The organism is bacterium, from assembly GCA_035370465.1.
GTDB lineage: Bacteria > Ratteibacteria > UBA8468 > B48-G9 > JAFGKM01 > JAGGVW01.
This window is the reverse complement of record DAOOVW010000008.1, coordinates 10982-36786: the sequence shown is the minus strand read 5'-3', so window position 1 is coordinate 36786 and position 25805 is coordinate 10982. Positions and strand designations below refer to the sequence as shown.

Below are 25805 nucleotides of genomic sequence, written 5' to 3'. Positions count from 1 at the left end.
TGGGATTTTACTTTATGTTTTAACTTAATCAGTTATAATTGTTCTTTTTCCCTGTCCACAAACAACCCTTTTTAAATTACCCTTTTTGAAAAGATTAAACACAACAATGGGTATATGATTTTCCATGCATAAAGAAATAGCAGTACTATCCATAATTTTAAGTTGATTTTGTAATATGTCCATATAAGTTAATTTATCAAATTTTTTAGCAGAAGGTTCTTTAAGAGGGTCAGAAGTATAAACACCATCAACTTTTGTTGCTTTCAATATGACATCTGCTTTTATTTCAATTGCTTTAAGGGCAGCAGAAGTATCAGTTGTAAAATAAGGATTTCCAGTCCCCCCTACAAAAATTACTATTCTTCCTTTTTCAAGATGTCTTATTGCTCTTCTTCTTATATATGGTTCACAGAATTCCCTCATTTCAAAAGCACTTAAAACTCTTGTCTCCAATCCTTCTTTATTTTCTAAACAATTTTGAAGAGCAAGTCCATTTATAACTGTGGCAAGCATACCCATATAATCAGCAGTAACTGGCTCTATTACTTCTTTATCTCGTTGACTGCCTCTATAAATATTTCCTCCTCCAACTACAACACCAATTTCACATCCCATATTTTTAACTTCTTTAATTTCATCTGATATTGAAACTAGTGCATCTGAACTTATTCCAGATTTCTTTTTACCTAAAAGTGCTTCCCCAGAAAGTTTAACTAAAATTCTTTTATAAATTGGTTTCATTTCTTCCTTATATAAAGTACTTCTCTTTTCCCTGTTTTTATTCCACATGGTATCCTTTCTTTTATTGAAGAAAAATTTTCTTTGTTTATTTTATTTTCTATTCCAATCATTTGAAATACCCTTTTTATTGTTTCAGGTATAATGGGAGAAAGCATCAATGATACATTTTTTATCCCTTCAACAACAGAGTAAATAACTTTTTCTGGTTTTTCACATGTTTGTCTCCATGGTGCTTTTATATCTAAATATTTATTAAGGTAATTTATTAGTTTCCATATTTCTTCTATGCCTTCTGAAAAAGATATTTCTTTCATCTTTTTACTATAATTTTCAAAAACCTCATCTGTTAAATTTGTAATTTCTTCTTCAGATGAGGAATCTGGAATAATTCCATTAAAGTTTTTCTCAATAAGGTTAAGAGTTCTGTTAAGTAAATTCCCAAAGTCATTTACAAGGTCACTATTATATCTTTTTTTGAAAGTAATTGCTGAATATTCTCCATCAAGTCCAAAAGGTATCTCTCTCATAATAAAATAACGAAATGGGTCTACTCCATACTCATTTATAAAATCGTCAGGAGATATAACATTTCCTTTTGATTTTGAAATTTTTTCTTTTGACATAGTCCACCATCCATGAGCAAAAATTGTTTTTGGTAAAGGAAGTTGTAAAGACATTAAAATTGCAGGCCAGATAATATTATGAAATCTCATTATATCCTTCCCTATAAGTTGAACATCAACTGGCCAATATTTTTCAAATGTGTTGTTATCATATAAATAACCAACTCCGCTTAAATAATTCAAAAGAGCATCAAACCAAACATAAATTGTATAATTTTCATCAATTGGGCAGGGAATACCCCATTTCACATTTTTTCTTGTAAGGCATAGGTCATATAACCCCTCTTTTATAAAATTGGTAATTTCTTTTTTTCTGAAATCTGGTTTTATAAATTCACTTTCTTCAATAACTCTTAAAAGTTTTTCAGAATAGGCAGATAATTTGAAAAAATAAGATGTTTCTGAAATTTTTTCAACATTTCTTTTACAATCAGGACATACTGGATTTTCTTTTTCTTCAGGTATTACATAACTTTCACAATGAATACAGTAATATCCCTGATATTGTCCTTTATAAATATCCCCTTTTTCATAAAGTTTATTAAATACATTTTTTACAACTTCCTGATGTTGTTTTTCAGTTGTTCTTATGAACTTTGTATATGAAATATTTAATTTTTCCCATGTTTTTTTGTATATTTGTGAGATTTTATCTGCAAGTTCTTCTGGTAAAAATCCTTCGTTTTGTGCCGCTATTGATATTTTTTGCCCATGTTCATCAGTCCCTGTGAGGAAAAAAACATCATATCCACTCATTCTATAAAATCTTGCAAGACAATCAGCGGCAACAGTTGTATAAGTATGTCCTATATGTGGTTTAGCATTTACATAATAAAGAGGAGTTGTTATATAAAATTTCATTTTTTTCCCACTTTTTCTTTTTTATAAAATTCATCTTCATATCTTAAACAACAAAGCAATCTACCACAAATTCCCGTTATTTTATGCATATCAAGAGGTAATTTTTGTGTTTTTACAAATCTCATTGTAATAGTATCAAATTTTTTTAAGAAAGCATAGCAGCAAAGTGGTTGTCCACATATTCCATAACCACCTTTTATTTTTGCTTCATCCCTTAACCCAATCTGTTTCATTTCAATTCTACAATTAAAAATTTTTGCGAGGTCTTTTACTAAATTTCTAAAATCAATTCTGCCATCTGCCCAGTAATAAAAAGTTATTCTTGTCCTATCAAATGAATATTCAACATCTACCAATTTCATATTCAAATGATATTGTTTTATTTTTTTATTGAATATATCAAAAACATCTTTTTTCTTTGCATTATTTTCCTCAATAATTATGCGGTCACTATCTGTAATTTTTCTTAAAACCTTCCCAGATATTGTATGTGGGAAAAACCCTTTTGTTTCAACAAAGCTATAAATTCTTCCCCAGTCAATAGTTCCCTGGGTAAACTCAACAATAACAAAATCCCCCTTTTCAACTTGCACATCCTTACTTACTTTAAAATATAAAAGTTTATCGCATTTTCTTATTTCTACTTCTGCAATTCTATCCATTTTTCGTAATTGTTACAAATAATACCTTCCTCCACTGAAACAGGAAAAAGGTATTTGCTTTTTTCAAAAAAATATTTGAATTTCTCTTCATTTTTTAAACTTTTGTAAAAAATACTCACTTCAAGGTTAAACTGTTTTTTATTGGGATAAAGTTCAATAAGTTTCAAATACATTTTTTCACTTTCTTTTATTCTACCTTCTTGTTGATATAAAAAAGATAGTTCTCTATAAGCATTAACTAAATAAGGGTTTAAATAAATAGAGTATTTAAGTAAATTTTCACCTTTCTTTAATAATTCTTCATCTCTATTTTCTGTTCCCATCTGGCAAAACACTTTCCCTTTATATAAATAAACATTATAAAAAGGATAAAATTTTTCTGCTCTTTCTAAAAAATAAAGTTTTAAATTATAATTATCAATGTTTTTACTTGCTTCTAAATTTCCAATACATAAGTTATATCTTGTAAATGTAATAGAACAACACACCAAAATAATAGTAAAATAAAAAGGGAAAAGTGTCAATTTTACTTTTCTATAATTTCCGTTCAGAAGTACTATGGAAATCCCTGCTAAAATGAAAAAAAGAAAAGATGAAGATGGGTCAACAAAGTCAAAATCAATAATGTTGTGAATTAACAAAGAAAGAAAAGAAAATCCAATTCCATATAGAAAAAAATCCTTTTGCTTCTCTTTTTTGATGAAAATATTATAAAGTACCGAAAATACAAAAGAAAAAAGGAATATAGTCCCAATAATACCGTTTTCAACAAGTGTTTCAAAAAATAAACTATGAGCATGTTTTGCTTCCATACTTTGCGGTAATTTATATTTTGTAAAGAAAAAGGCAAAATTTTCAGGTCCAACTCCTAAAATAGGACTTTCTTTAAATATATTTATACTACTTTTCCAGTAATTTAATCTATCAACAAAAGAATGAATATGAGGTAATTTCCCTGCTTTGTAAATAAAAATAACAAATATTATTTCAAAAAGAATTAAAAAGGGGGTGATTTTAAAAAATTTTCTTTCTGGTAGGATTAAAAACAGAAAAATAAGGTGAAAAACAAAAATAAAAATAAGAATACCCCCTATTGAACCAGTGAGTAAAAGATTATAAAAAGCAATAAAAAAAGTGGCCCAGGAAAAAAATTTTATATAAAAATTTTTTTCAAAAGTAGTAAAAAATGAAAGAGGAAGAACCGTCAATAAAAAAGAAGCATAAACATTGGGGTAGACAAACCTTGAGAAAATTCTGTTGCTTTCAAGTCGGGCAAGAAATGTTGGAGGTAAATTGGCTAAAACTTCTTTGTTAGAAAGAATATATTGTCTTGTTATTTCAAATCCCCAGTAATATTGATAAATCCCGTAAATACCGAGAACAAAACAGGCAAAAAATAAAGTATAAATTAGATATTTTACTTGTTGCTTCTCAATTTTACTAATAAGAATCATCAAACAAAAAAAAGATAAAATATTTGTATTATAAGTAATACCACTACCTTTAATTTGAGAAATACCTGAAGAAATAAAAGAAAATAGAACAAAAAGGAAAAAAGGCAAGTACATCAAAGGTAAATTCTCTGTTTTTTCTTTTCTGTATAAATAACTTATTAGGGTTAAAAAGAAAATATAAAAAACAAGGAGGGTATTTATAAATGGTTCACTTATTCCGTCATACCACACCCTTAAAAAAATAAATAGACATAATAAAATTGTTAAAATACTTAAAAAATAATTCTTTTCTTTTTTATTTTCCTTTTTCATTCAGAATACCTACTATTTGCTTTATATTTTTAATTCCCTTTTTTGTAAGATAAGAAGAAAGATAATTAAAAACATCATTAACAATTCCTGGATTTGAAAAAAAACCACTACCAATTCCAAATGCATCAGCCCCTATTAAAATATATTCTAAGGCATCTTTCCCACAAACAATCCCCCCAAGTCCAATTATAGGAATTTTTACTCTTTTATAAACATCATAAACACATCTTAACCCAATACCTTTTATACATTGTCCTGAAATTCCCCCTTCAATTATTTTTTTCCTTCCCCAGTCAAAAAAAATTCCCTTAACTGTATTTACCATGCATAAAATATCACTTCCACCTTCTGAAGCAGCAATTGCAATTTCTACAATATCTGTTACATTTGGAGAAAGTTTTGTTATAACAGGAAATTTACTCACTTTTTTTGTTTCTTTCACAACTGAAAATGTTTTATCAGGAATTTGAGAAATCATCAAATTATTTTTTTCAAAATTTGGGCAGGAAAAATTCAACTCTATTGCATCAATTTTTAAATAATTTAATTTTTCAACTATTTTTATAATATTATCAAGAGTTCTATCAGTTATACTGACAAAAATTTTCACTTCCTCTTTTTTTAATTTTTCAAGAGAAGGATATATTTTTTCACAAAAATATTTTATACCAGGATTTTGAAGTCCGATATTGTTAATCATTCCAGATGGTATTTCAGAAATTCTTGGTTGTGGGTTCCCTTCCCATTTTTCATAAGTTATTGTTTTTGTTGTAATGGCACCTATTTTTTTATAATCAATAAATTGAAATTTTTCAGTCCCATATCCAAATGTTCCACTTGCCATAATTATTGGTGAATTTAATTTTAATTTTCCAAGTTCTGTATTTAAATTTACTGCCATATTACTTCCTCTCCTCTAAAAATAGCGCCATCTTTGCATACTCTTTTATACTCCCAGCCATTTTGTTCTTTTACCTTAATTACACATCCATAACAAACACCCATTCCACATCCCATAAAATTTTCAAGGGTTATAAATGATGGGATTTTGTGTCTCACTGATAATGAAGATACCTTTTGCAAAAGTAATTCAGGACCACCACAATAAATAACATCTGGTTTTTCTTCTTTTTTTATCATTTTTTCAACAATTGAAAAAATCGTTCCTTTATATCCATAACTCCCATCATTTGTTGAAAATACATATTCAATTCCAGCAGGTAAAATATCAAAAAATAACAAGTTTTTGTTTCTTGCTCCATAAAAAAAGGTTATATTTTTATTTTTTCTTTTAAGTTTTTCTGAGAGAAAAATTAAAGGAGCAATTCCAGTGCCACCTCCTATAATCCAGATATTTTCGTATTTTTGTTCAATATTAAACTCATTTCCACAGGGACCTAAAATATTTAAAATATTTCCTTTTTTCATTTTTGATAAAATTTCTGTTCCTTTTCCAACTACTTTATATAATATAGAAATTGTATTTTTATTGACTTTAAAAACAGAAAAAGGTCTTCTCAAATAAAAGTGAGGGAGAGCAACCATAAGAAACTGTCCTGGAAGGAATTCTTTTGAAAATTTATTTTCAAATTTTAAAATAAAATGTTTTTCTGCTATCTTTTGATTTTTAATAACTTTACAATTTTTTATTTCCATTTTAAAAATTATAACACAAATCATAAATGTTTACTCATACCTATTTCAAAAACCCATTTACAAAAATCACTTAAAATTTACAATCAGCGAGAGAGAAGAAACATTTCTTGAAATCAACCTCACAAAATAATAAAATAGTTCACAAAATTATAATAAGTGGTATAATAATAGAAAATAAGGAGGCAGTATGTTAACACTTGAAGAAAGAGTAAAAAATATAATGGAGAAGGGTGGTTCAAGAAAAGCAGTAGCAGGAATTATAAATATGGGACTTAAAACACCTGTTACAAGAAGGGCATTAATAAATGCTATTGAAAAAGCGACTTACAAAATGGCATTTAAAGGTCCTGATAGACCACGCAAAGTAATGGAAGAAAGATATTATATGGGAAGTGCACTTTTAAGTTCATTACAAAAGGCATTTGATTCAGGAAGTATTTCTAAAAATTGTGTAAAAGCACTTTCAAATATTTTTCTTGGCAAGATATTCATTGAAGGTATTTATGTCAGAAGAACTTTTGAAGAAAAACATGGATTTAGACCACCATGTTTTGTAACTATTTCTCCAACAAATGTATGTAATCTGAAATGTAAAGGATGTTATGCAGGTGAAATTTACACAAAAGATACTTTAAAATTTGATGTTTTTGATAAAGTTATTTCAGAAATTAAAGAACAATTTGGAGCATATTTTTTTGTTATTTCTGGTGGAGAGCCATTTATGTACAGAGAAAATGGGAAAACACTATTTGATATACTTGAAAAACATAATGATGCTTATTTTATGGCATATACAAATGGAACTATGATAAAAAAAGATGTTGCAAAAAAGTTATCTGAACTTGGGAATTTCACCCCTGCAATTTCAGTTGAGGGATTTGAGAAAGAAACAGATGAAAGAAGAGGAAATGGCATTTATAAAAAAATAATGGAAGCAATGGATAATTTGAAAGAAAATGGAGTACCTTTTGGAATATCAGTAACTCCAACAAGATATAATGCAGAACTTCTTTTATCAGATGAATTTATTGACTATTATTTTAATAAAAAGGGTGCTTTTTATGGATGGTATTTTCAATATATGCCAATTGGAAGAAAACCATCTGTTGAGTTGATGGTAACACCTGAACAGAGATATAAAATGTTGAAAAGAATATGGAAACTTGTAATTGAAGATAAAATTTTTATAGCCGACTTCTGGAATTCAGGGACTGCTTCTGATGGATGTATGGCTGCTGCTCGTGGTGGAGGATATTTTTATATTATGTGGGATGGCACTATAACTCCTTGTGTATTTATTCCATTTAAAGATAAAAATTATGGAAATCTTTATCAACTTTATAATGAAGGCAGAACAATAACTGATGCAATAAAATCACCACTTTTTGAAGAAATAAGAAAATGGCAGAATAATTACTGGATTGAAAGGCCTGCCTGTCAATGTGGAAATTTGCTTACTCCTTGTATTATAAGAGACAATTCAACTGATTTTTATGAAATTGTTAAGAAAACAGGAGCAGTTCCTCTTGATGAAGGAGCAAAAGAATATTTATCTTTTATAGAACAGGGGAAAATGCCCCAATATAATAAAGAATACAGAGAACTTGTTGAACCGCTCTGGAAAAACGAGTATCTTGGGAAAAGTGAGTAATGGCAAGACACCCAGTCAAATGTTTTGACTGAGAAGGCAAAAGTAAAAATTCCCCCTCACCCTAACCCCTCGGGCGTAGCCCTACGGGCGAGCCTCTCCCCTTTGGGGCGAGAGTTGTCCGTATGGTTCACAGAATTTCTCTGAACTATACCCGAGGGATTCAAGATGAGAAGAAAAGTTTTTGAACTTTGTGCCTTTATTCTTGAAATATGAACGGATTTAAATGATATCTACATGGCAAGATATAAAATTGGTAGAAAAATTAGAAGATACAGAGAAATTGCAAATATTGTAATAAAATATGGATTTGGATATTTGCTTGAAAAAGCCCACATAAAATTATCAATATTACCCATTAGAAAAAAAAATCAGATATTATCCCCTCCTATTCGGTTAAGAAAAATGCTTGAAGAATTGGGCCCTACTTTTATAAAAATGGGGCAAATTTTAAGTACAAGACCCGACCTTGTCCCAATTGAGTATTTAAAAGAACTTGAAAAATTACAGGACTCAACAGAACCAGTTGAATATGAAAAAATAAAAGATGTTCTTGAAAAAAATTTAAAATGTAAAATTGAAGATACATTTGATTATTTTGATGAAAAGTCAATTGCTTCTGCCTCAATTTCACAGGTTCATATTGCTTCTTATAAAAAAGAAAAAGTTGCAGTAAAAATTCAAAAACCAGAAATTGAAGAGAAAATATTTCTTGATATGGAGATTCTCTATGATATTGCACAATTAATTGAAAGATTTGTTAAAGAAGCAAGTATTTATAGACCTGTAAAAATTGTTGAAGAGTTTGAAAAGAGTGTAAGAAAGGAACTTGATTTTTCATATGAAGGAAGGAATATACAAAGATTCAGAAAAAACTTTTCTTCTTATGAAAATATAATAATTCCAGATGTTTATAAAGAACTTACAGGAACAAAGGTTTTAACTTTACAATTCATTGAGGGAGTTAAAATAACAGAAATTGATAAAATTAATAGTATTGATAGAAAAAAACTTGCACAACAGGGAACAGAAATAATATTAAAACAGATTTTTCAAGATGGTTTTTTTCATGCAGACCCTCATCCAGGAAACATTTTAATTACAAAAGAAGGTAAGTTTTGTCTTCTTGATTTTGGAATTGTTGGTAGATTGACAGAAGAAGAAAAACTACAAATTATAAGTTTATTATCAGGTGCTATTAAAGCAAATAGCGAAAAAATAATTAAAACACTTGAAGCAATGGGAAGTTATCAAGCAGAGGAGATTGATAAAAGAAAATTAGAAAGAGAAATAGATGACTACATTGAAAAATATAGAGACATATCTTTAGGGGAAATTAATATTGATGTCTTGTTTGATGAAATATTTTCTATTATGAGAAAGTATAAAATATCTGTTCCAGCAAATTTTTCTTTACTTGCAAAAGCAATTTTAACTCTTGAAGGCGTTGCTACTATTATATATCCTGAATATAACATTTCTGAATATTTACAGACATATGTTCTTGATTTTATTGAAAAAAAAGAAAAAGTGAAAGGGATATTAAAGGATACATTAAGAAATATTTCATCCACTTATGACATATTAAAAGAATTACCGGAAACAGTTGAGGCATCTTTAAAAATGTTGAAAAAGGGATATATAAATGTTGCTTTTGAACATAAGGGATTACAGAATTTAACTTCAACAATTGATAAATCAAGTAGTAGAGTTGCTTTTAGTTTAATAATATCTGCAATTCTTGTTTCATCATCTCTTATTATGGTCTCAGGAAAAGGACCTAAACTCTGGGGACATTCTGCATTTGGAGTAGTTGGTTTTATTGTAAGTGGAATTTTTGGTATATATCTTATAATCAGTATAATAAGAAATAGCAGAATCATAAAGTAATTAAAAGTAGAATTTTTTTAAATTTTATATCAACAACCTTCTTTTTTTATGTCAACAAAATAATTGTTAAATAAAGAGAAGTTTGACAATTATAAAATATTGTTTTAGAATTTTTCTATGAAAAAAAGAATTTTAATATTTGGTTTCTTTGTTTTTGTTGTTAATGTTTATGCTTTTGATATAAAAAAACCTTCTTCTATTGATTATTTTGTTGGTTATGGAGAAGGAAAACTTGAAAGACAACCCGATTATCAATTTCCCATTTTTGCAGTTGATTTTTCTTATCCTTTATCAGATGTCTGGGATTTTCAGTTAGAACCTTTTGTTTCTTATGTTTACAAGCCAGAAAACAATTTTGAAGTTGGACTTGCTTTTTTCTTTAAATACAATTTTTTTAGAAATAAAAGGATTTCTCCGTATATAAAAGGTGGAAGTGGAATTATATATATTTCACAGGATACTTATGAACAATCAACAAATTTTAATTTTGTTGACCAGATATGCGGAGGTATTAAGTTTTCTTTTAAAAAAAATATCATTTTTCTTGAATATAGATATAGACATATTTCAAATGCAGGAATAGACCATCCAAATTCAGGAATTAACTCAAATCTTTATCTTTTTGGTATTTCTCATCCATTTTAAAATGAAAATAGGGATTTTTACAGGAGAAGTTTCAGGGGACAATTATGCAGCAATTCTTGCTAAAAATATCAAAGAAATAAATCCTGATATTGAAATTTTTGGGACAGGTGGAAAAATACTTGAGGAAGTTGGTGTTGAAATTATTAAAGGCATGCCAGTTGGATATATGGGATATTCTTCTGTTATTTTAAAACTCCCCTCATATTTAAAATTTTTTAAAAAAATTATTTATGAAATTGAAAAAAGAATTCCAGATATAATTGTTTTTATTGATAACCCTGCTTTTAATCTTAAAGTTGCAGAGAAACTTAAAAGGAAATTTTTTAATGTCTATTATATTCCTCCAAAAATTTGGGCTCATAATTACAAAAGAATAAAAAAAATTAAAAAATATATAAATTTTGTTATTCCAATATTCCCTTTTGAAGAGAATATATATAAAAAAGAAGGGATAAAATGTACATATTTTGGGCATCCTGTTGTAGACCTTATCAAAAAAGGAGAAGATAGAAAAAGAGATAAGAAGATGATTGGAATATTACCTGGAAGTAGAATACAGGAGGTTTCTTACACATTACCTGTAATTTTAGATATTGTTTATGACTTGAAAAAAGAAATTGATTTTGATGTTGGTATTTCATCTTTTGATGAGGAAATAGAAATGGTTATAAAAAAAATATGTAAAAGAAAAAGAATTGAGTTTGAAATTTTTAAAGGTTTCCCGTACACTTTAATTGAAAATTCAGATTTAATTTTATCTACAAGTGGCACTGTTAATTTAGAAGTATCTCTTTTATTGAAACCACTAATCGTTTTTTATAAAACATCTTTTTTAAATTATTTTATTGGTAGATGTATGGTAAAATTAAACATGGTAAGTCCAGTTAATCTTTTTATAGGAGAAAATGTCGTTCCTGAGTATATACAAAAAATACCAAAAGAAAAGGTGAAGAAAGATATTATTGATTTAATTGGTAAAAAAGAAATATATCAAAAAGAAATTAAAAGTTTTAAATATTTAAAAGAAAAAATTGGAGAGGAAGGTGTAAGCAAAAAAGTTGCAGAATTTATTTTAGAACTGACAAAAGGGAAAAAATGATAAAAGAATTCTTTAAAATTAAAAATTATGTAAAAGTTAGGTGGCACTTACTCGTGGCAGGTATCTTTTTTACAATTCTTTCTGTTTTTGCCAATGGTGTTTCTCTTTCAGCAATAGTACCTTTAATGGATAAAGTCCTTGTTAAAAAAGAAAAAATTATTCTGCCAGAAAATTTACCTCAAATTATAAAAATTAAAATAGAACCATTGATTTTTAAAATAAACCAACTCCCATCCTTATTACTTTTGAAATACCTTCTTATTTTTTTAATAACTATTCTTTTTCTTAAAGGGCTATTTTTTTATTTACAGAATTATTTTTATAGATGTTTCTCAACAAGGTTATTGACTGATGTAAGGGAATTACTTTACACAAAAATTATGAGTTTATCAGATGATTTTTTTGCAAAAAAACAAACGGGTGAATTAACAACAAGAATAATTTATGATGTTAACCTTCTAAATGTTGTTTTTGAATCATTTTTCCCTAAATTTGTATTTCCAATATTACTCACTTTTTCCTACTTTGTAATAATTTTTACAATTGATTGGAAAATGAGTCTACTTTCAATATTTATGTTCCCTGTTATTCTTTATCCTGTTTTTAAAATGGGAAATAAATTAAGAAAATTAGGCAAAAAAATACAGATAGCATATGGAGAAATTGGTAATGTTATAAATGAAAGTGTATATGGACAGCAAATTATAAAGGTGTACAACAGAGAAGAATATATGAAAGAGAAATTTAAGAAGGAAAATGAAAATATATTTAAAAATGTAATAAGTATGGTAAAAAGATTGCTTATAATATCTCCATTTACTGAATTTGCAGGAGCAGTTGCATCAAGTGGACTTATTTATTACGGAGCAGTTAAAATAATAAATGGGGGAATGAGTACTGGCTTTTTATTTTTGTTTTTTGTTGCTCTTCTTTCAATGATAAGTCCATTAAAAGGAATTGGAGAGACATATGGATTGATAAAACAGGCAAGTTCTGCTTTACCAAGAGTATTTTCCGTTCTTGATACAGAAAGTTCAGTTGTTGAAGAAGGGAAAGATGTCTTTATGGGACTTAAAAAAAATATTGAGTTTAAAGATGTGTTTTTTTCTTTTGAAGGGAAACAGGTCTTAAAAGGAATAAGTTTTATAGTTGAAAAAAGTGAAAAAATAGGGATAGTTGGGCCAACTGGCGTTGGAAAAACAACTTTAGTAGGACTTCTTTTGAGATTTTATAACCCTGAAAAAGGTGAAATTTTAATTGATGGGAAAAATATTAAAGAATATAAAATAAATTCTTTAAGACAGCATATTGGTTTTGTTTCACAGCAACCAGTTTTATTTCATTCAACAGTTAAAGAAAATATAACACTTGGATTTGAAAATGAAGAAAGGTTTAAAGAAGTAATAAAAATGGATGGAATAGCGCAGTTAATAAATTCTTTGCCAGAAGGAGAAAATACGATTGTTGGTGAAAGAGGAATAACTTTATCAGGAGGGCAGAAGCAATTAATTTCAATAGCAAGAGCAATTTATAAAGACCCTGATATTTTAATTTTTGATGAGGCAACTTCTTCTCTTGACACAGAATCAGAAAAAATGATACAAAAAGCAATTGACCAGACACTTGAAAATAGAACATCTTTTATAATTGCTCACCGACTCTCAACATTAAAAAAAGTTAATAAAATAATTGTTCTTAAAGATGGAACAATTGTTGAAGAAGGAACACATCAGCAACTACTTGATAAGCAAGGGGTGTACTATACATTATGGCAACTTCAATTCGCATAATTTTTTATTTTTCAGTTTGAACAATTTTATTATAAGTGTTAAAAAGAACTTTATAATAAGAAAGTAATCTATCTGGTTCTGAACTTGCCTGAATTTCTGCAAGACAAAATCCATCAAAATTTATACGATTTAAAAGTTTAAAAAGTTCTATCCACGGGTATTCATTACATAACTCATTTATATGGCATATATCAATTTTATCTTTAAGCAGGTTAAAATTTTTTTCAATTGAACCTGTTTCATCAATATCTGTGATGTTTGAATTCCAACAAATATATAAATTTTGATGGTTTGCTATATTTATCATTTGTTTTATATAATAAGGATAGGATGTTTCTTTCCCATGAACTTCAAGTCGTATTTTTATCCCGTAATCGGCAGCAAAAGAAGATACTTCTCTCAAAGATATACCAATCTGCTCTATTGTTTTTTCTCTTGGAACATTTTCAGGAAAAGCATTTGGTCTTACTTTTACTCCCTCTGCCCCTACATCTTTGGCTAAAATTATATATTCCTTTGTTCCTTCAATATTTTTTCTTAATTCTTCTTTATCGGGACTATGATATTCAAAAACACTTCCCAGCCCAACAAGTTTAATATTGCTCTCTTGAAATTTCTTTTTAATATCCTCTCTTTCTTGTTTTGAAAGAGTTGTTTCAACACCGTGTTTATGGCCGGTTCTTAATTCCACACCTTCATAACCTAATTTCTTACACTTTTCAATTATTGTATCAATGTCCCAATCAGCCGCAATCTGATAAGTTACTATTCCTAATTTCATTTTTATCCTCCTTAAATTTCAACAACTTTTCCTGTCTCAACTGATTTTATAATAGAAGAAATTATTTTTACATTTTCTAAACCCTCTTCAGGAGTAATAAATGGTTTCTTATTTTCCAGTATACAATCAATAAAATACATAATTGGTAGTGGTTGAAATCCCTGTAATTTTCCATAAGTTGGGATATATCCAGTATATAAAGGAATTTCCATTGTCTTTTTTACATCAGATGCTATTTTCAATCCCATATCTCCAAAATCCGCTTCAACTCTTCCTTTACTTCCTTCTAATTTAAAATAAAAATCACATATTGATGTCCATACCTCAGGTATAATCCATGATGTCTCAACAGTTGCATAAAACTTTCCAAAATCAAGAATCCCTGTTACTGTATCATAAATATCAAGTCCATGTGATTTTAAAACTTCTTTTTTACCTATACCATAAACCTTTTTTACCTTTTCTCCACTTATCCATGTTACAAGGTCAACAATATGAGGGAATAAAAACCATTGTGGACCACTTTTGTCTGACCAGGAAAACCATTTTAGAGGGACAGATATTGCATCACTCATTCTTGTATAAATCATTCCAATATCTCCAAAGTCCCCATTATCAAATCTCTCTTTTGTCTGAATAAACGCAGGATTAAATCTATTATGGAAATCAATCATTAAAATTTTTCCACTTTCTTTGGCGGCTTCAAGCATTATTTCGGCATCTTTAACATTTGTTGCCATTGGTTTTTCAACAAGAACATGTTTACCCTTTTGGAGCATTTCAACAACTATATCTCTATGAGCAAAATCAGGAGTTGCAACACTTACTGCCTCTATTTCCTCATTTTCTGCAACTTCTTTATAGTCCAGAGTATATTTTACATTATATTTCTTACTTACTTTTTTTACTCTGTCTTCATTTGAATCACAAATAATTAAAAGGTCTGCCTTATCGTAAGAGGCATATGTTTCAACATGTAATTCGCCAAAAATACCCGTTCCAACAACTGCGCATTTAATTTTTCTCATAATATCTCCTTTTTAATTGGCTAAATTATTAATTTTTTGAATTATAACCAGTCATACATAAAAAGTCAAAAATGTGTAGAGGGGAATATAGTAATAACACTTTTTTATTCTTACTTTTTGTATTTTTATTTTGACTCCATGAAAAATTTTATCAAGCAAGTTAATATTCATGTTCTATATCCTCAATGGTTTTATTTTCAAGGGTTTTTGAATCAAGGTAATTCTGTAAAATTATTTGAGCAGAAAGTTTATCAATAAGTTTTTTTCTTTTTTTCCTACTTATGTCTGCTTGAATTAAAATTGTTTCTGCATTTTTTGTGCTCAATCTTTCATCCCATTCTTTTAAAGGGATTTTTATCTCGTTTTTTAGTTTTGAAATAAAGGAAATAACTAATTCTGTTTGTCCACTTATTGAACCATCCATCCTTAAAGGAAGTCCATAAATAATTTTTTCAATATTATATTTTTCAATTATTTCTTTAATTTTATTTATCTCTTTCCCGTTTCTTTCAAGAATTCCAAGTCCTCTTGCAATAGTACAACTTTCATCGCTTATTGCAACTCCTATTCTTTTTGTCCCTATATCAAGTCCCAATATTCTCATTTTCTATTGCCTGTATAATATCAAGTACTCTTTTTGTTTCCTTTACATCATGAACCCTGAAAATTCTACCTCCTTTTAAGTATGCATAAACAACTGTTGCAAGAGAACCTTCAAGTCGTTGTTCAACTTCTAAATTCAAAATTTTCCCTATAAATGCTTTTCTTGAAGTTCCAATAAAAATAGGTCTCTTAAATTTTTTGAATTTATCAAGATGTTTTAGAATAAGGATATTATCAATAACTCTTTTTCCAAATCCAATTCCAGGGTCTATTACAACTCTTTCAATATCAATTCCATTTTTTTCAATATATTCTAATTTTACTTTAAAGAATTCTGTGATTTCACCAATTGTGTCTTTATAGTATGGATTTTCTTGCATAATTTTTGGGGTACCTTTCATATGCATTAAAACATACCCACACTCACTTGTTTTTAATATATTTACTAATTTCCTATCCATCTCTAAAGCAGAAATATCATTTATAATTTTTGCACCATTTTTTATTGCTTCTTCTGCCACTTTTGATTTATATGTATCAACTGAGATAATTATATTTTCACTTGAAAGTTCTTTTATTACAGGTATAACTCTTTTAATTTCTTCTTTTTCACTTATTGGAATACTACCAGGTCTTGATGATTCTCCTCCTATATCAATTATATCCGCTCCATCCTTTATAATTTCTTTTCCTCTTACAATTGCTTTTTCAATATCAATAAATTTTCCACCATCATAAAAAGAATCAGAGGTTATATTTAATATCCCTGCTATCAGGACATTTTTTAATAAAATATTCTTTTTATCAACTTTCCATTTTTCTTTCATTATTCCATTTTTTTAAGGATTGCTTTTCTGTAATCTTCTGATTCAAGGTTTTCTATTCCTTTAATTTCCTTTTTTGTAAAATACCTTAATTTACCAGATATAAGTGAGGCAATTAAACTTTTTGCTGTATCTTCAACCAGCCATGCTCTTGCAAATGCCTCTTTAAATGTTTCTCCTATACAAATAGCACCATGATTTCTTATCAGCACTACATTAGAATTTTTTATTTTTTCAACAACTCTTTTTCTCATTTCTTCTCCACCTGGTGGAACATAATCAATTACAGGAACTTCTTTCCCTAAAACAGCGACAAAATCCGGAAAAAATGGTTTAAAGTCCATTCCAGAGGATATCAACCCAACTGTTAATGGTGGGTGAGTGTGAAAAACAACTTTTACATCTTCTCTTTCTTTATAAATACCCAGATGCGTTGAAATTTCACATGTTGGCTTTAACTCTCCATAAATTTCACCTGTTTTTATATCAACTTTTACCCACTCGTTGTTTTTTATATCATCAAGAAAAAAACCGCTTGGAGAAAGATAAACAAAATTTCCTTCTCTTGCACTTATATTTCCACCTGAGCCAGCAACAAGTTTTTTCTCTACAATTTTTTTACCATATTCAGTTAGTTTTTCTCTTATATTTTCCATTTTCACCTCTTTATTTTCAGAAATTTTCTTTTTCCTATTTTTATAATTTGTCCGTCCTTTACTTCAAAAACAAAATCAGTATCTTTTACTTTTTCTCCATTTATTTTAATTCCACCTTGGGAAATTAATCTTTTTATTTCTGATTTTGAACTAATAATTCCAGAGGCATATATTAAATCAATGACATTTACTTTGCTATCTTCAAGAAGGTCGGCAGGGATTTTAAATTCAGGTATTTCTTCCGGAGTTTCTTTATCTCTGAAAATTTTATTAAATTTATCTTCTGCTTTTCTTGCTTGTTCTTCTCCAAAAAATTCTCTGACAATTTCTTTTGCTAAAAAACACTTTGCCTGTCTTGGGTTTTCTTCTATTTTTTTACTAAAAATTTCAGAAGGGATACCTGTAAGAAGTAAAAAGTAATCTTTCATAATGTCATCAGGAATTGACATAATTTTCCCAAACATTTCATCAGGTGTTGTTTCTATTGGAATATGATTTCCATATGATTTACTCATTTTTAATTTTCCATCTATTCCAACTAAAATAGGCATTGTAATAACAACCTGTTTACTCTGTCCAAAAAATTCCTGAATTGTCCTTCCTGCAAGTAAATTAAACTTTTGTTCTGTTGCTCCAATTTCTATATCTGCTTTTAAATGATAAGAATCATATCCCTGTAAAAGTGGATAAAAAAATTCATGAAGATATATTGGATATCCTTCTTTATATCTTTTTGTAAAATCATCTCTTTCAAGAATTTGAGCAACAGTAAAAATAGATGTCAGTTCTATTATTTCTTCAAGTTTAAGTTTAGCAAGCCATGTAGAATTATACACAAATTCAACTTTCTCAATATCAAGGAGTTTTGCAACCTGTTGTCTATATCTTAATAAATTTTTTTTAATTTCTTCAACAGAGAGGATAGGTCTTGTTTCTTTTCTGCCAGTTGGGTCTCCAATTCTTGCAGTAAAATCACCAATAAGAAATAGAATTTTATCCCCCAATCTTTGAAAGTCCCTTAGTTTTTTTATTGGAACTGTATGACCTAAATGTATTTCAGGAGCAGTTGGGTCAATTCCATATTTTACCCGTAATGGTCTTTTTTCCTCTATTGACTTTCTTATTTTCTTCTTTAATTCATCCTCATTTATTATTTCAACAGTATTTTTTTTAATAATTTCAAATTTTTCCTCAATTTTATTCATGTCCATAGTAGTTAAATTTTACTTTATAAGGTATTTCTGGTCAACTTTCCTTTTTTAATTTAGCACAGAGAAAATTTTTCTTTTCAAATTTTCCCCAAATGTATTGTAAGACCTTAGTGAAACCCATATATTAGGTCCAAAGGAGCCATTGGACACAAAAACATAGAGTAAAAACAATAAATAAATTCATTCCGACCTGCTCCTTCAGAAATCATGATAGGATTTTATAAAGGGAGAGAAAAACAAAAATTCTCTCTGATTATTTCTTGTAATGTATAGAGAAAAAATTACTTTTGTTAAAGAAGATATATTAAATGTTTAAAATGTGACGAAATCCCTTATTTATTAACATCAATAAAATATCTATAACAATCTGCCCACCATGTATATCCTTCGTGTTGTCCTATTTTTGTTAGGTAGAGTTCTATAAGTCCTGTTTCTCTATCCTGTAAAATACTGAAATTTGAAAGTTGCACTTCTTTACTTTCTCCTTCCTGCCTAGTATCAATTATAGTCAATGTCTCTTTTTTAAGTAGCCCTCTCTCATTAACTTCTGCTATTACCAGAGGATAACGAGGATGTCCTCCATAAGCATTATATCCAGTAATGTTCCCAATCCAATATATCTTCCCATTACTTATACTTTTGATAAAATTAGAAATAGAGGCAGGAGAGTAAAAAACCTCTCTATTATCAAAGTGCCATGGAACAGGGTCAGTGAATGTTTTTCCACCATCATCAGACCAACAATACCATTTATGTGAAGGAGTGCCAGGTTCTATACGAGTATTCCAATCCTTGCATTCAACATTACTTCCACGGAATACAGCAATAATTCTACCTGATGGCAGGGATATTGCTGCAGGTTCATCAATACCTCTGGAAGATTTCAAATCACTTATAACAACTGGTTTAGAAAATATAAAATCATAGTTTCCAGAAGATTGGTTAAATATACCACGCACTACAATCATACCACACATAATATCTGGGCAGGAAGGGAATATATCATTGATGTTTAGGGAGAGAATACGGCAACATGCCTTAACATTAGCACCGATGGGGAAAATTATTTCTCCATTATTCAAAATATCAATATTACATCCAAAATAAGCACGATTACGAGTGATATATTCCGGGTTAAGCCAGTTATCAGGATCATAATCAGCCCCTTCTTCATATTTAATTAGTTTCACTGAACTATTTTGGCTTTTATCGTTACGAACTGATAGAAAACAATGGTCAATAAATCCTGCTTCGCCCTTTTCCCAAAATCTTTTGTATGCCTGAGTATGTCCACCTAAAAATATCCTGTTCATCATAAGTGATACAAAATGTTTATATTGTGGATTATATGTTTCACAGCCATAGTTAGTGGAAATTTCATCTTCTCCTTTTTTTTCATATCCCTGTGAATATATATCTTTCCATTGGCTCCATGTACGCCCATTATCATCAGAATATCTCTCAAATAAGCCACTACTCCAGTCGGATTCTCCTTCTAAACTTCTAATTTCCACTCTTTTTAGTCCTTCCCCATTGACATATTTTTGAGAACGCCATTCACACATATTTTTATCCTGTGCTTTTACATACAATTCTCTTCTTATTGTAATACCCATTTTTTCTCCTTTTTAATATTTATATGAATATTATTATTTTCTCTTTATCAAAAATTATTTGGTTGTTCTAGAAATGTATTATATAACAAATTTCTATAGCAAATAAAGAGAAAATTTCTGTTTGAACTTTCTACTCTACCATCGTGTCTATTTTATTTTTTCCCCTTCACTCTACCAAAATTTTTTGTGCAAGGATACCAGCGTTCAACATATAAAAATTTAATATATCTCAATTCAGTATTTTTAAAATAAATAAAAATAAGGTAAAATCAAAATTGGATTTTTTATTTACAAACTTTCAGTTGTAATTATATTACGAAAATATGCCCCTGTAGCTCAGTATGGACAGAACAACGGTTTCCTAAACCTAAAAAACCAAAATCTAAAAACTAAAGAAAATTAAGGAAAACAAAGAAGGATAAGCATTTAAAATATTTTTTTTCTTCACTATATTTCATAATTTTTCATTCTTTTACACTCCAATTTGGCACAGAGGAAATTTTTCTTTTCAAATTTTCCCCAAATGTATTAAAATATAAAAATGGGGAAAAGAATTATAATTATAGAACACGCCAGGGATAGAATTAAAAACAGAGGAGCAAATATTTCAGAAGTTGAAGAAACAATTAAAAAAGGGCAAAGATATGAAGTTAGATATTCCATACAGGCAAAAGAGATGGTTTCCCCCTATGGGAAAAAATGGCAGGATAAATTTTACTCTCAAAAGAAAATCAGGGTAATATATAAAGAAGAAAAGAACCAGTTGATAGTTATTACAGTTTATGTATATTTTGGAAAATGGGAGGATAGAAAATGAAAATAACTTATGATAGTAAATATGATGTTTTGTATTTGAAATTTAAAGATATAAAAGAAGTAGTATGTAAAAATCTTACAGATGATATAACAATTGATATGGATGAAAGAGGGAAAATTGCTGGTATTGAAATTCTTTCTGCTTCAAAACATATTGATTTAGATAAACTTCTCCCCATAGAAACTAAAGAAAAAATTTCTGTTTGAACTTTCTACTCTACCATCGTGTCTATTTTATTTTACCCATTCTTCTTTCCTAAAATTTTTTGCGCAAGGATACCAGTGTTCAACATATAAAAATTTAATATATCTCAATTCAGTATTTTTAAAATAAATAAAAATAAGGTAAAATCAAAATTGGATTTTTTATTTACAAACTTTCAGTTGTAATTATATTACGAAAATATGCCCCTGTAGCTCAGTATGGACAGAGCAGCGGTTTCCTAAACCGCGTGTCGCCCGTTCAAGTCGGGCCAGGGGCACAATGAAGTTATAATTAAAAGGGGAATGTAATGAAATTAAAAATACTTGGAGCAGGAAAAAATGTAACTGGGTCAAAATTTCTTATTGAAACAAAAGAAAAAAGGTTTCTTATTGATTGTGGTCTTTTCCAAGAGAGAGAGTTTAAAAATAGAAATTGGCAGGATTTACCTGTTAGTCCTGATACAATTGATTTTATAATTTTAACTCACGCACATCTTGACCATTGTGGGTATTTACCAAAAATTGTTAAAGATGGATTTAAAGGAGAAATTTATTGTACATATCCAACAGAAGAAATTACAAGAATTGTTTTACTTGATTCTGCGAAATTACAGGAAGAAGATGCAGAAAAGAAAAGAATTAGACACCAGGAAGAAAGAAGAATAACTCCATTTCCTGAAATCCCACTTTATACAATTGAAGACGCAGAAAATGTTTTTTCCTTATTTAGACCAAAGAAATATAGAGAAGAAATTATAGTTTCAGATAATATAAGTTTTACATTTCATGATGCAGGACATATTTTAGGATCCTCTATGGTAGAACTGGTAATTAAAGAAGGAAGAGAAATTAAAAAAATAATATTCTCAGGAGATATTGGTAGATGGAATAAAGTAATTTTAGAAGACCCGACTTTTTTTTCTTCCGCAGACATTGTTTTTATGGAAAGCACATATGGTAATCGGATACATGAAAGTGAAAATCAGGGAGGAGAAAAACTTGGAGATATTATTAATGAAACAGTTCAAAAAGGAGGAAATGTTGTAATTCCGACTTTTGCGATTGAAAGAGCGCAGGAATTGCTTTATTTTTTAAAAAAACTTTTAATTGAAGATAAAATCCCTCATATTTTTGTTTTTGTTGATAGTCCTATGGCAATTAGTATTACTGAGGTTTTTGAAAAGTACACTGAATATTTTGACGAAGAAACAAGGAAAATGTTCAAACAGGGAAATTCGCCTTTTGATTTTCCACTTCTAAAATTTACAAGAAGTGTTAATGAATCAAAAGCAATAAATCATATAAAAAGTTCGTCAATTATAATGGCAGGTAGTGGAATGTGTACTGGTGGAAGAATAAAACATCATTTAATAACAAATATAACAAGAGAAGAATGTACAATACTTTTTGTTGGTTATCAAGCAAAAGGAACGCTTGGAAGAGAAATACTTGAAAAAAAAGAAAACATTAGAATACTTGGACAATTTTATCCATTAAAAGCAAGAGTTGAAAGTATAAATGGATTTTCTGCCCATGCTGATAGAAATGAACTATTTTTCTGGATAGATAAAATTAAAAATGTGAAAAATATATTCCTTATTCATGGAGAAGAAGAAGTTATAAGTGAATTTTCTTCTTTTTTAAAGGAAAAATTGTCCTCTTCAATATATGTCCCTGATTATTTAGAGGAATTAAATATTTAGAAGATTATTTGAAATATTGTTTTTGCAATAAGAGCAACTGCGACTGAAATCATACCTATAAGTCCCATACCACATGCATAACCAGCAAGAATTATTGGTGTATACTTTCTCCATGTTTCTTTACCAATTTTCTTTGAAAAATAAAATTTTCCAAGGAGAGCACCGAAAAACATTGGTAGAACATAATGGGGCATCATGGCAACACCTCCAATAATTCCATAGAACATGAAAATGGGGAATTTGAAAATAGTAAATAGGAAGTAAAGAAGAAAATAAATACCTGCCCCACCAGAAATATATTTTAGTTTTATTGCTTTAATCATCCAATTCTGTCCTGTTTCAAGAGTGCTTGTTGCCCATAAACTCTGGAATATTGCACTCATGGGCCACATTTTTTGAACAAAAGGATATGTTGAAGATGGTATTGGGTTCATTCTCCATATAATTGACCAGAAAAGAAAACTACAAAAAAGCATTATGCCAAGTGCAGTAAACTCACCTTTATACCAGGAAGTAAATTTTGTTCTTGTTAATTCTAATTGTTTAAATGTTTGAACCTGCCCTCCAATAACGAAATATGGAACTGGAGCAAACCATATATCTGCACCTTTATAACCACTTAATATAAATGTTGCTTCTCTGACCATAGGGAAATCACTTCCACCTGCTACTCCTGTTATTCCAAACATCCTTGCAGAAGTATAACTTAAAAATGGAGTTAAAATAAAACCAAAAAATATAAAAAGAATTACAGGAAATTTAGGAACAAGAATATGGCATATTATTATGTAAATTAAAGTAGCAATAAACCATATACCAAAAGCAATAGGTATTGGATAATCACCTCTCCCAGCGGGAAGTTTCTTTTCTGTTGTTACCGTATTTTTTGTTTTTATAAAATTACCCAATCCTCTAACAACACCAATAATACCAACAACTATTGCTCCAGCAATCATAATATTTACCCAGAAATCCATCTGTGATACAACATTTGCAGGCACAGCAGTCATACCTGGTTGCCAGTTTTTTATAATTCCTCTTTTATATAGAATAGGATTTAAAAGGACACTGGCAACAATAGAACCAATAAATGTCCCAGATACAACCCAAAATGGGAGAACAAACCCAGTAAAAATAGAACCAAGGTCAGTTACAAATCCCAAAATAGCAGCAGGAAAAATTAACCCAATTTTTTCAGTAAAATCAAGCCATGGAATTGGAATAATTTGAAATGGTTTTGTCATTAAAAGTCCTGTTATAGTTGGAATTACAGTATAAAAAGCGCCATATATTACCCCTATCATTGCTGATATGCTAAAAACTTTCCATCTCCATGTATCTTTTTTAGCACTTACTTCAGCCATTGCTATTGCTCCTTCTGATGCTACAGGAGCCATTGGGAATGCAAGTTTTTCTCTATCACTTGTAATTCTAAAAAGTATATAGCCAAGTGAAAAATAGTTAATTCTAAAAAGTACATTGTGAATTATGATAAGTAAAATTGGAATAAGCCAAACTCTACTTAAAAATGTCCTTTTAAGAAGTACTTCTGAACCAGCTGGTGGAACTGCCCAGGAAGGAATATGTGGTGTTAAACCAAATGATTCTGCATAAGGTGACTGAACAAGATATTGTTTCCATATTAAATCACTAAAAGCACCTCCCTGTAAAACTAAACTTGCTGTTCCGATAGTAATTCCAGCAGCAACAAGAGAATGTGCTATTAAATAAATAATAAGAACTTCCTGTTTTTTTAATTGAACAAATGACCTTTTTGCAATTTCAACTAAAAGAATAACTGTTACCCATTGAGCAGCACCTCCAAGTCCAACTCCTGTAATAAGTCCTAAATATATTGAACCTGGAAGCATCAAAAATCCAATAAAAAGAGCGGCCAGAACTGTTTTCTTATTAAATCCCTCTTGAAATGGTTCTTCAATTTCTACCTGATAGGAGTCATCTTTAATTTTATTTTCCATTTATACCTTCCTTTTTAAGTAGCAAATTACAACTTAATAATGCAAAACTAAAAGTGTAAAGTTTAAAATTATAACTTAAAATTTTAAATTTTTCTTCTTCGTTTTCAATTTTACATTTTAACTTTACATCCTCCACAAAAAGTGACGGATGCTGGAAAACGCACTTTACTCTTTACATTTTACATTTATAGATTTAAAAGTTCTTTCCCTTTTTTTGTATATTCCTTTTTTATTTCTGAACTAACAGTTCTCCATATTAGAAATTGTTTTCTTATATTATCAAGAAATCGTCTGTTAAGTCTTTTCCAATCATTTGACTCGCCACTTTTTCTTTCCATTTCTAAATTAATAGTATAAAAGTCATATTGTCCTAATGGTTCTAAAACCATTTTGAAGTTTTGACCTACTCCAAGGTCAAAAGGTGAAAGATATATTTCTGTTTCTAAAATATATTTTTTCTTTCCTGATTGATGTTTTTCATATATAAGTTTTGCTCCATTTGTATAGAAATTTCCAAGTGAAACATCCTGAAAAGAATTAAAATATTCTGTAAGAAATGTAACAAGTCCTAAAACTTCATATTGACTTACTGTAAATGGAAATTCAAATTCCCACTTATCTCCCCTTGGTTCAGGCAGAATCCATTTTCTTGTGACATCAGGAACAGCCATTTGAGATGCTTTTCTTGCTGGATAAATTGTTGAAAGAATTACAGTTATAAATATTATTATTGTTGAAAATACAGCAGACATTGAAGAATAATTTAAAACAAGCCCTTTTAAAAGGTCTGTTGCCATTAAAATTTTTGAAAGAATCTGTCCTAATAAATATCCTGCAACTGCACCTAAAACAGCATAGACAAGTGATTCAGCAAGAAATAAAGAAGCAATATGCACAGGAGCAAGCCCAATTGCACTATAAGTCCCAATTTCTCTTAATCTTTCATAAACAGAACCTAACATTGTATTAAGTACAATTAAAGCAGCAATTAAAATTGGAATTA

The 25805-nt window shown here is 28.9% G+C and carries 23 protein-coding genes and 1 tRNA gene; 9 read left to right on the top strand and 15 right to left on the bottom strand.

Annotation, left to right across the window (positions count from 1 at the left end; all coding sequences use genetic code 11):
- Positions 1-24: 24 nt before the first annotated feature.
- The 6 genes from pyrH to PLW95_02175 are packed head-to-tail and all read right to left on the bottom strand — an operon-like array spanning position 25 to position 6309.
- Complete coding sequence (gene pyrH / locus PLW95_02200) at positions 25-741, bottom strand: UMP kinase (GenBank protein ID HOV21477.1); 717 nt, start codon at positions 739-741, stop codon at positions 25-27.
- Positions 738-2225, bottom strand: a complete 1488-nt coding sequence (gene metG, locus PLW95_02195; GenBank protein HOV21476.1) for a methionine--tRNA ligase — start codon at positions 2223-2225, stop codon at positions 738-740. The genes pyrH and metG overlap by 4 nt, the downstream gene beginning before the upstream one ends.
- Positions 2222-2887, bottom strand: a complete 666-nt coding sequence (ricT, locus tag PLW95_02190) for a regulatory iron-sulfur-containing complex subunit RicT (GenBank protein HOV21475.1) — start codon at positions 2885-2887, stop codon at positions 2222-2224. The genes metG and ricT overlap by 4 nt, the downstream gene beginning before the upstream one ends.
- Positions 2866-4653, bottom strand: a complete 1788-nt coding sequence (locus tag PLW95_02185; GenBank protein ID HOV21474.1) for an O-antigen ligase family protein — start codon at positions 4651-4653, stop codon at positions 2866-2868. The genes ricT and PLW95_02185 overlap by 22 nt, the downstream gene beginning before the upstream one ends.
- Complete coding sequence (locus PLW95_02180) at positions 4637-5554, bottom strand: dihydroorotate dehydrogenase (GenBank protein ID HOV21473.1); 918 nt, start codon at positions 5552-5554, stop codon at positions 4637-4639. Before PLW95_02180 ends, PLW95_02185 begins: the two co-directional genes overlap by 17 nt.
- Positions 5545-6309: a dihydroorotate dehydrogenase electron transfer subunit gene (locus tag PLW95_02175; protein HOV21472.1), complete on the bottom strand. Its 765-nt coding sequence runs from the start codon at positions 6307-6309 to the stop codon at positions 5545-5547. Before PLW95_02175 ends, PLW95_02180 begins: the two co-directional genes overlap by 10 nt.
- A 187-nt stretch (positions 6310-6496) precedes the next feature.
- Between PLW95_02175 and PLW95_02170 the strand changes: the two genes are divergently transcribed.
- From PLW95_02170 to PLW95_02150, 5 genes are all read left to right on the top strand, one after another.
- Positions 6497-7960 carry a radical SAM/SPASM domain-containing protein gene (locus PLW95_02170; GenBank protein HOV21471.1) on the top strand — a complete coding sequence of 488 codons (1464 nt, stop codon included), beginning with the start codon at positions 6497-6499 and terminating at the stop codon, positions 7958-7960.
- Between the two features lie 234 nt (positions 7961-8194).
- Positions 8195-9847, top strand: a complete 1653-nt coding sequence (locus tag PLW95_02165) for an AarF/ABC1/UbiB kinase family protein (protein ID HOV21470.1) — start codon at positions 8195-8197, stop codon at positions 9845-9847.
- A 117-nt stretch (positions 9848-9964) separates the two neighbouring features.
- Positions 9965-10492: an acyloxyacyl hydrolase gene (locus PLW95_02160; GenBank protein ID HOV21469.1), complete on the top strand. Its 528-nt coding sequence runs from the start codon at positions 9965-9967 to the stop codon at positions 10490-10492.
- A gap of 1 nt (position 10493) precedes the next feature.
- The gene (lpxB, locus tag PLW95_02155) at positions 10494-11591 is read left to right on the top strand and encodes a lipid-A-disaccharide synthase (protein ID HOV21468.1); all 1098 of its coding nucleotides are present in this window, start codon (positions 10494-10496) and stop codon (positions 11589-11591) included.
- Positions 11588-13381, top strand: coding sequence for an ABC transporter ATP-binding protein (locus tag PLW95_02150; GenBank protein HOV21467.1), 1794 nt, complete (start codon positions 11588-11590; stop codon positions 13379-13381). Before lpxB ends, PLW95_02150 begins: the two co-directional genes overlap by 4 nt.
- A 4-nt stretch (positions 13382-13385) precedes the next feature.
- Here PLW95_02150 and PLW95_02145 read toward each other — a convergent pair whose 3' ends face one another.
- From PLW95_02145 to PLW95_02115, 7 genes are all read right to left on the bottom strand, one after another.
- On the bottom strand, positions 13386-14162 hold the full coding sequence (locus tag PLW95_02145) for a sugar phosphate isomerase/epimerase family protein (protein HOV21466.1): 777 nt from the start codon (positions 14160-14162) through the stop codon (positions 13386-13388).
- A gap of 11 nt (positions 14163-14173) precedes the next feature.
- A complete protein-coding gene (locus PLW95_02140) occupies positions 14174-15190 on the bottom strand; it encodes a Gfo/Idh/MocA family oxidoreductase (GenBank protein HOV21465.1) in 1017 nt (338 codons plus the stop codon).
- A 160-nt stretch (positions 15191-15350) separates the two neighbouring features.
- Complete coding sequence (gene ruvX / locus PLW95_02135) at positions 15351-15794, bottom strand: Holliday junction resolvase RuvX (protein HOV21464.1); 444 nt, start codon at positions 15792-15794, stop codon at positions 15351-15353.
- Positions 15775-16620, bottom strand: coding sequence for a dihydropteroate synthase (folP, locus tag PLW95_02130; protein ID HOV21463.1), 846 nt, complete (start codon positions 16618-16620; stop codon positions 15775-15777). Before folP ends, ruvX begins: the two co-directional genes overlap by 20 nt.
- Entirely contained in the window at positions 16620-17273 is a 654-nt protein-coding gene (locus PLW95_02125; GenBank protein ID HOV21462.1) for a class II aldolase/adducin family protein, read from the bottom strand. The genes folP and PLW95_02125 overlap by 1 nt, the downstream gene beginning before the upstream one ends.
- Positions 17274-17275: 2 nt before the next feature.
- Positions 17276-18478 carry a tyrosine--tRNA ligase gene (gene tyrS / locus PLW95_02120; protein ID HOV21461.1) on the bottom strand — a complete coding sequence of 401 codons (1203 nt, stop codon included), beginning with the start codon at positions 18476-18478 and terminating at the stop codon, positions 17276-17278.
- Positions 18479-18816: 338 nt separating this feature from the next.
- Positions 18817-20100, bottom strand: a complete 1284-nt coding sequence (locus tag PLW95_02115) for a sialidase family protein (protein HOV21460.1) — start codon at positions 20098-20100, stop codon at positions 18817-18819.
- 541 nt (positions 20101-20641) lie between these two features.
- Here PLW95_02115 and PLW95_02110 point away from each other — a divergent pair.
- The 4 genes from PLW95_02110 to PLW95_02095 all read left to right on the top strand — a co-directional run bounded on the left by PLW95_02110 (position 20642) and on the right by PLW95_02095 (position 22823).
- Positions 20642-20917 carry a DUF4258 domain-containing protein gene (locus PLW95_02110; protein ID HOV21459.1) on the top strand — a complete coding sequence of 92 codons (276 nt, stop codon included), beginning with the start codon at positions 20642-20644 and terminating at the stop codon, positions 20915-20917.
- Positions 20914-21123 (top strand): DUF2283 domain-containing protein, encoded by a 210-nt coding sequence (locus tag PLW95_02105; GenBank protein HOV21458.1) that lies wholly within the window; start codon positions 20914-20916, stop codon positions 21121-21123. Before PLW95_02110 ends, PLW95_02105 begins: the two co-directional genes overlap by 4 nt.
- 200 nt (positions 21124-21323) lie before the next feature.
- A tRNA-Arg gene (locus PLW95_02100) sits at positions 21324-21398 on the top strand.
- 30 nt (positions 21399-21428) lie between these two features.
- A complete protein-coding gene (locus PLW95_02095; protein ID HOV21457.1) occupies positions 21429-22823 on the top strand; it encodes an MBL fold metallo-hydrolase in 1395 nt (464 codons plus the stop codon).
- On the opposite strand, the gene PLW95_02090 is transcribed toward PLW95_02095, so the two are convergent.
- Together PLW95_02090 and PLW95_02085 are read right to left on the bottom strand one after the other, a co-directional pair.
- Positions 22820-24802, bottom strand: coding sequence for a peptide transporter (locus PLW95_02090; GenBank protein HOV21456.1), 1983 nt, complete (start codon positions 24800-24802; stop codon positions 22820-22822). The genes PLW95_02095 and PLW95_02090 overlap by 4 nt on opposite strands.
- A 185-nt stretch (positions 24803-24987) precedes the next feature.
- Positions 24988-25805: FtsX-like permease family protein (locus tag PLW95_02085; protein HOV21455.1), on the bottom strand; the 818-nt coding region annotated here is incomplete at its 5' end.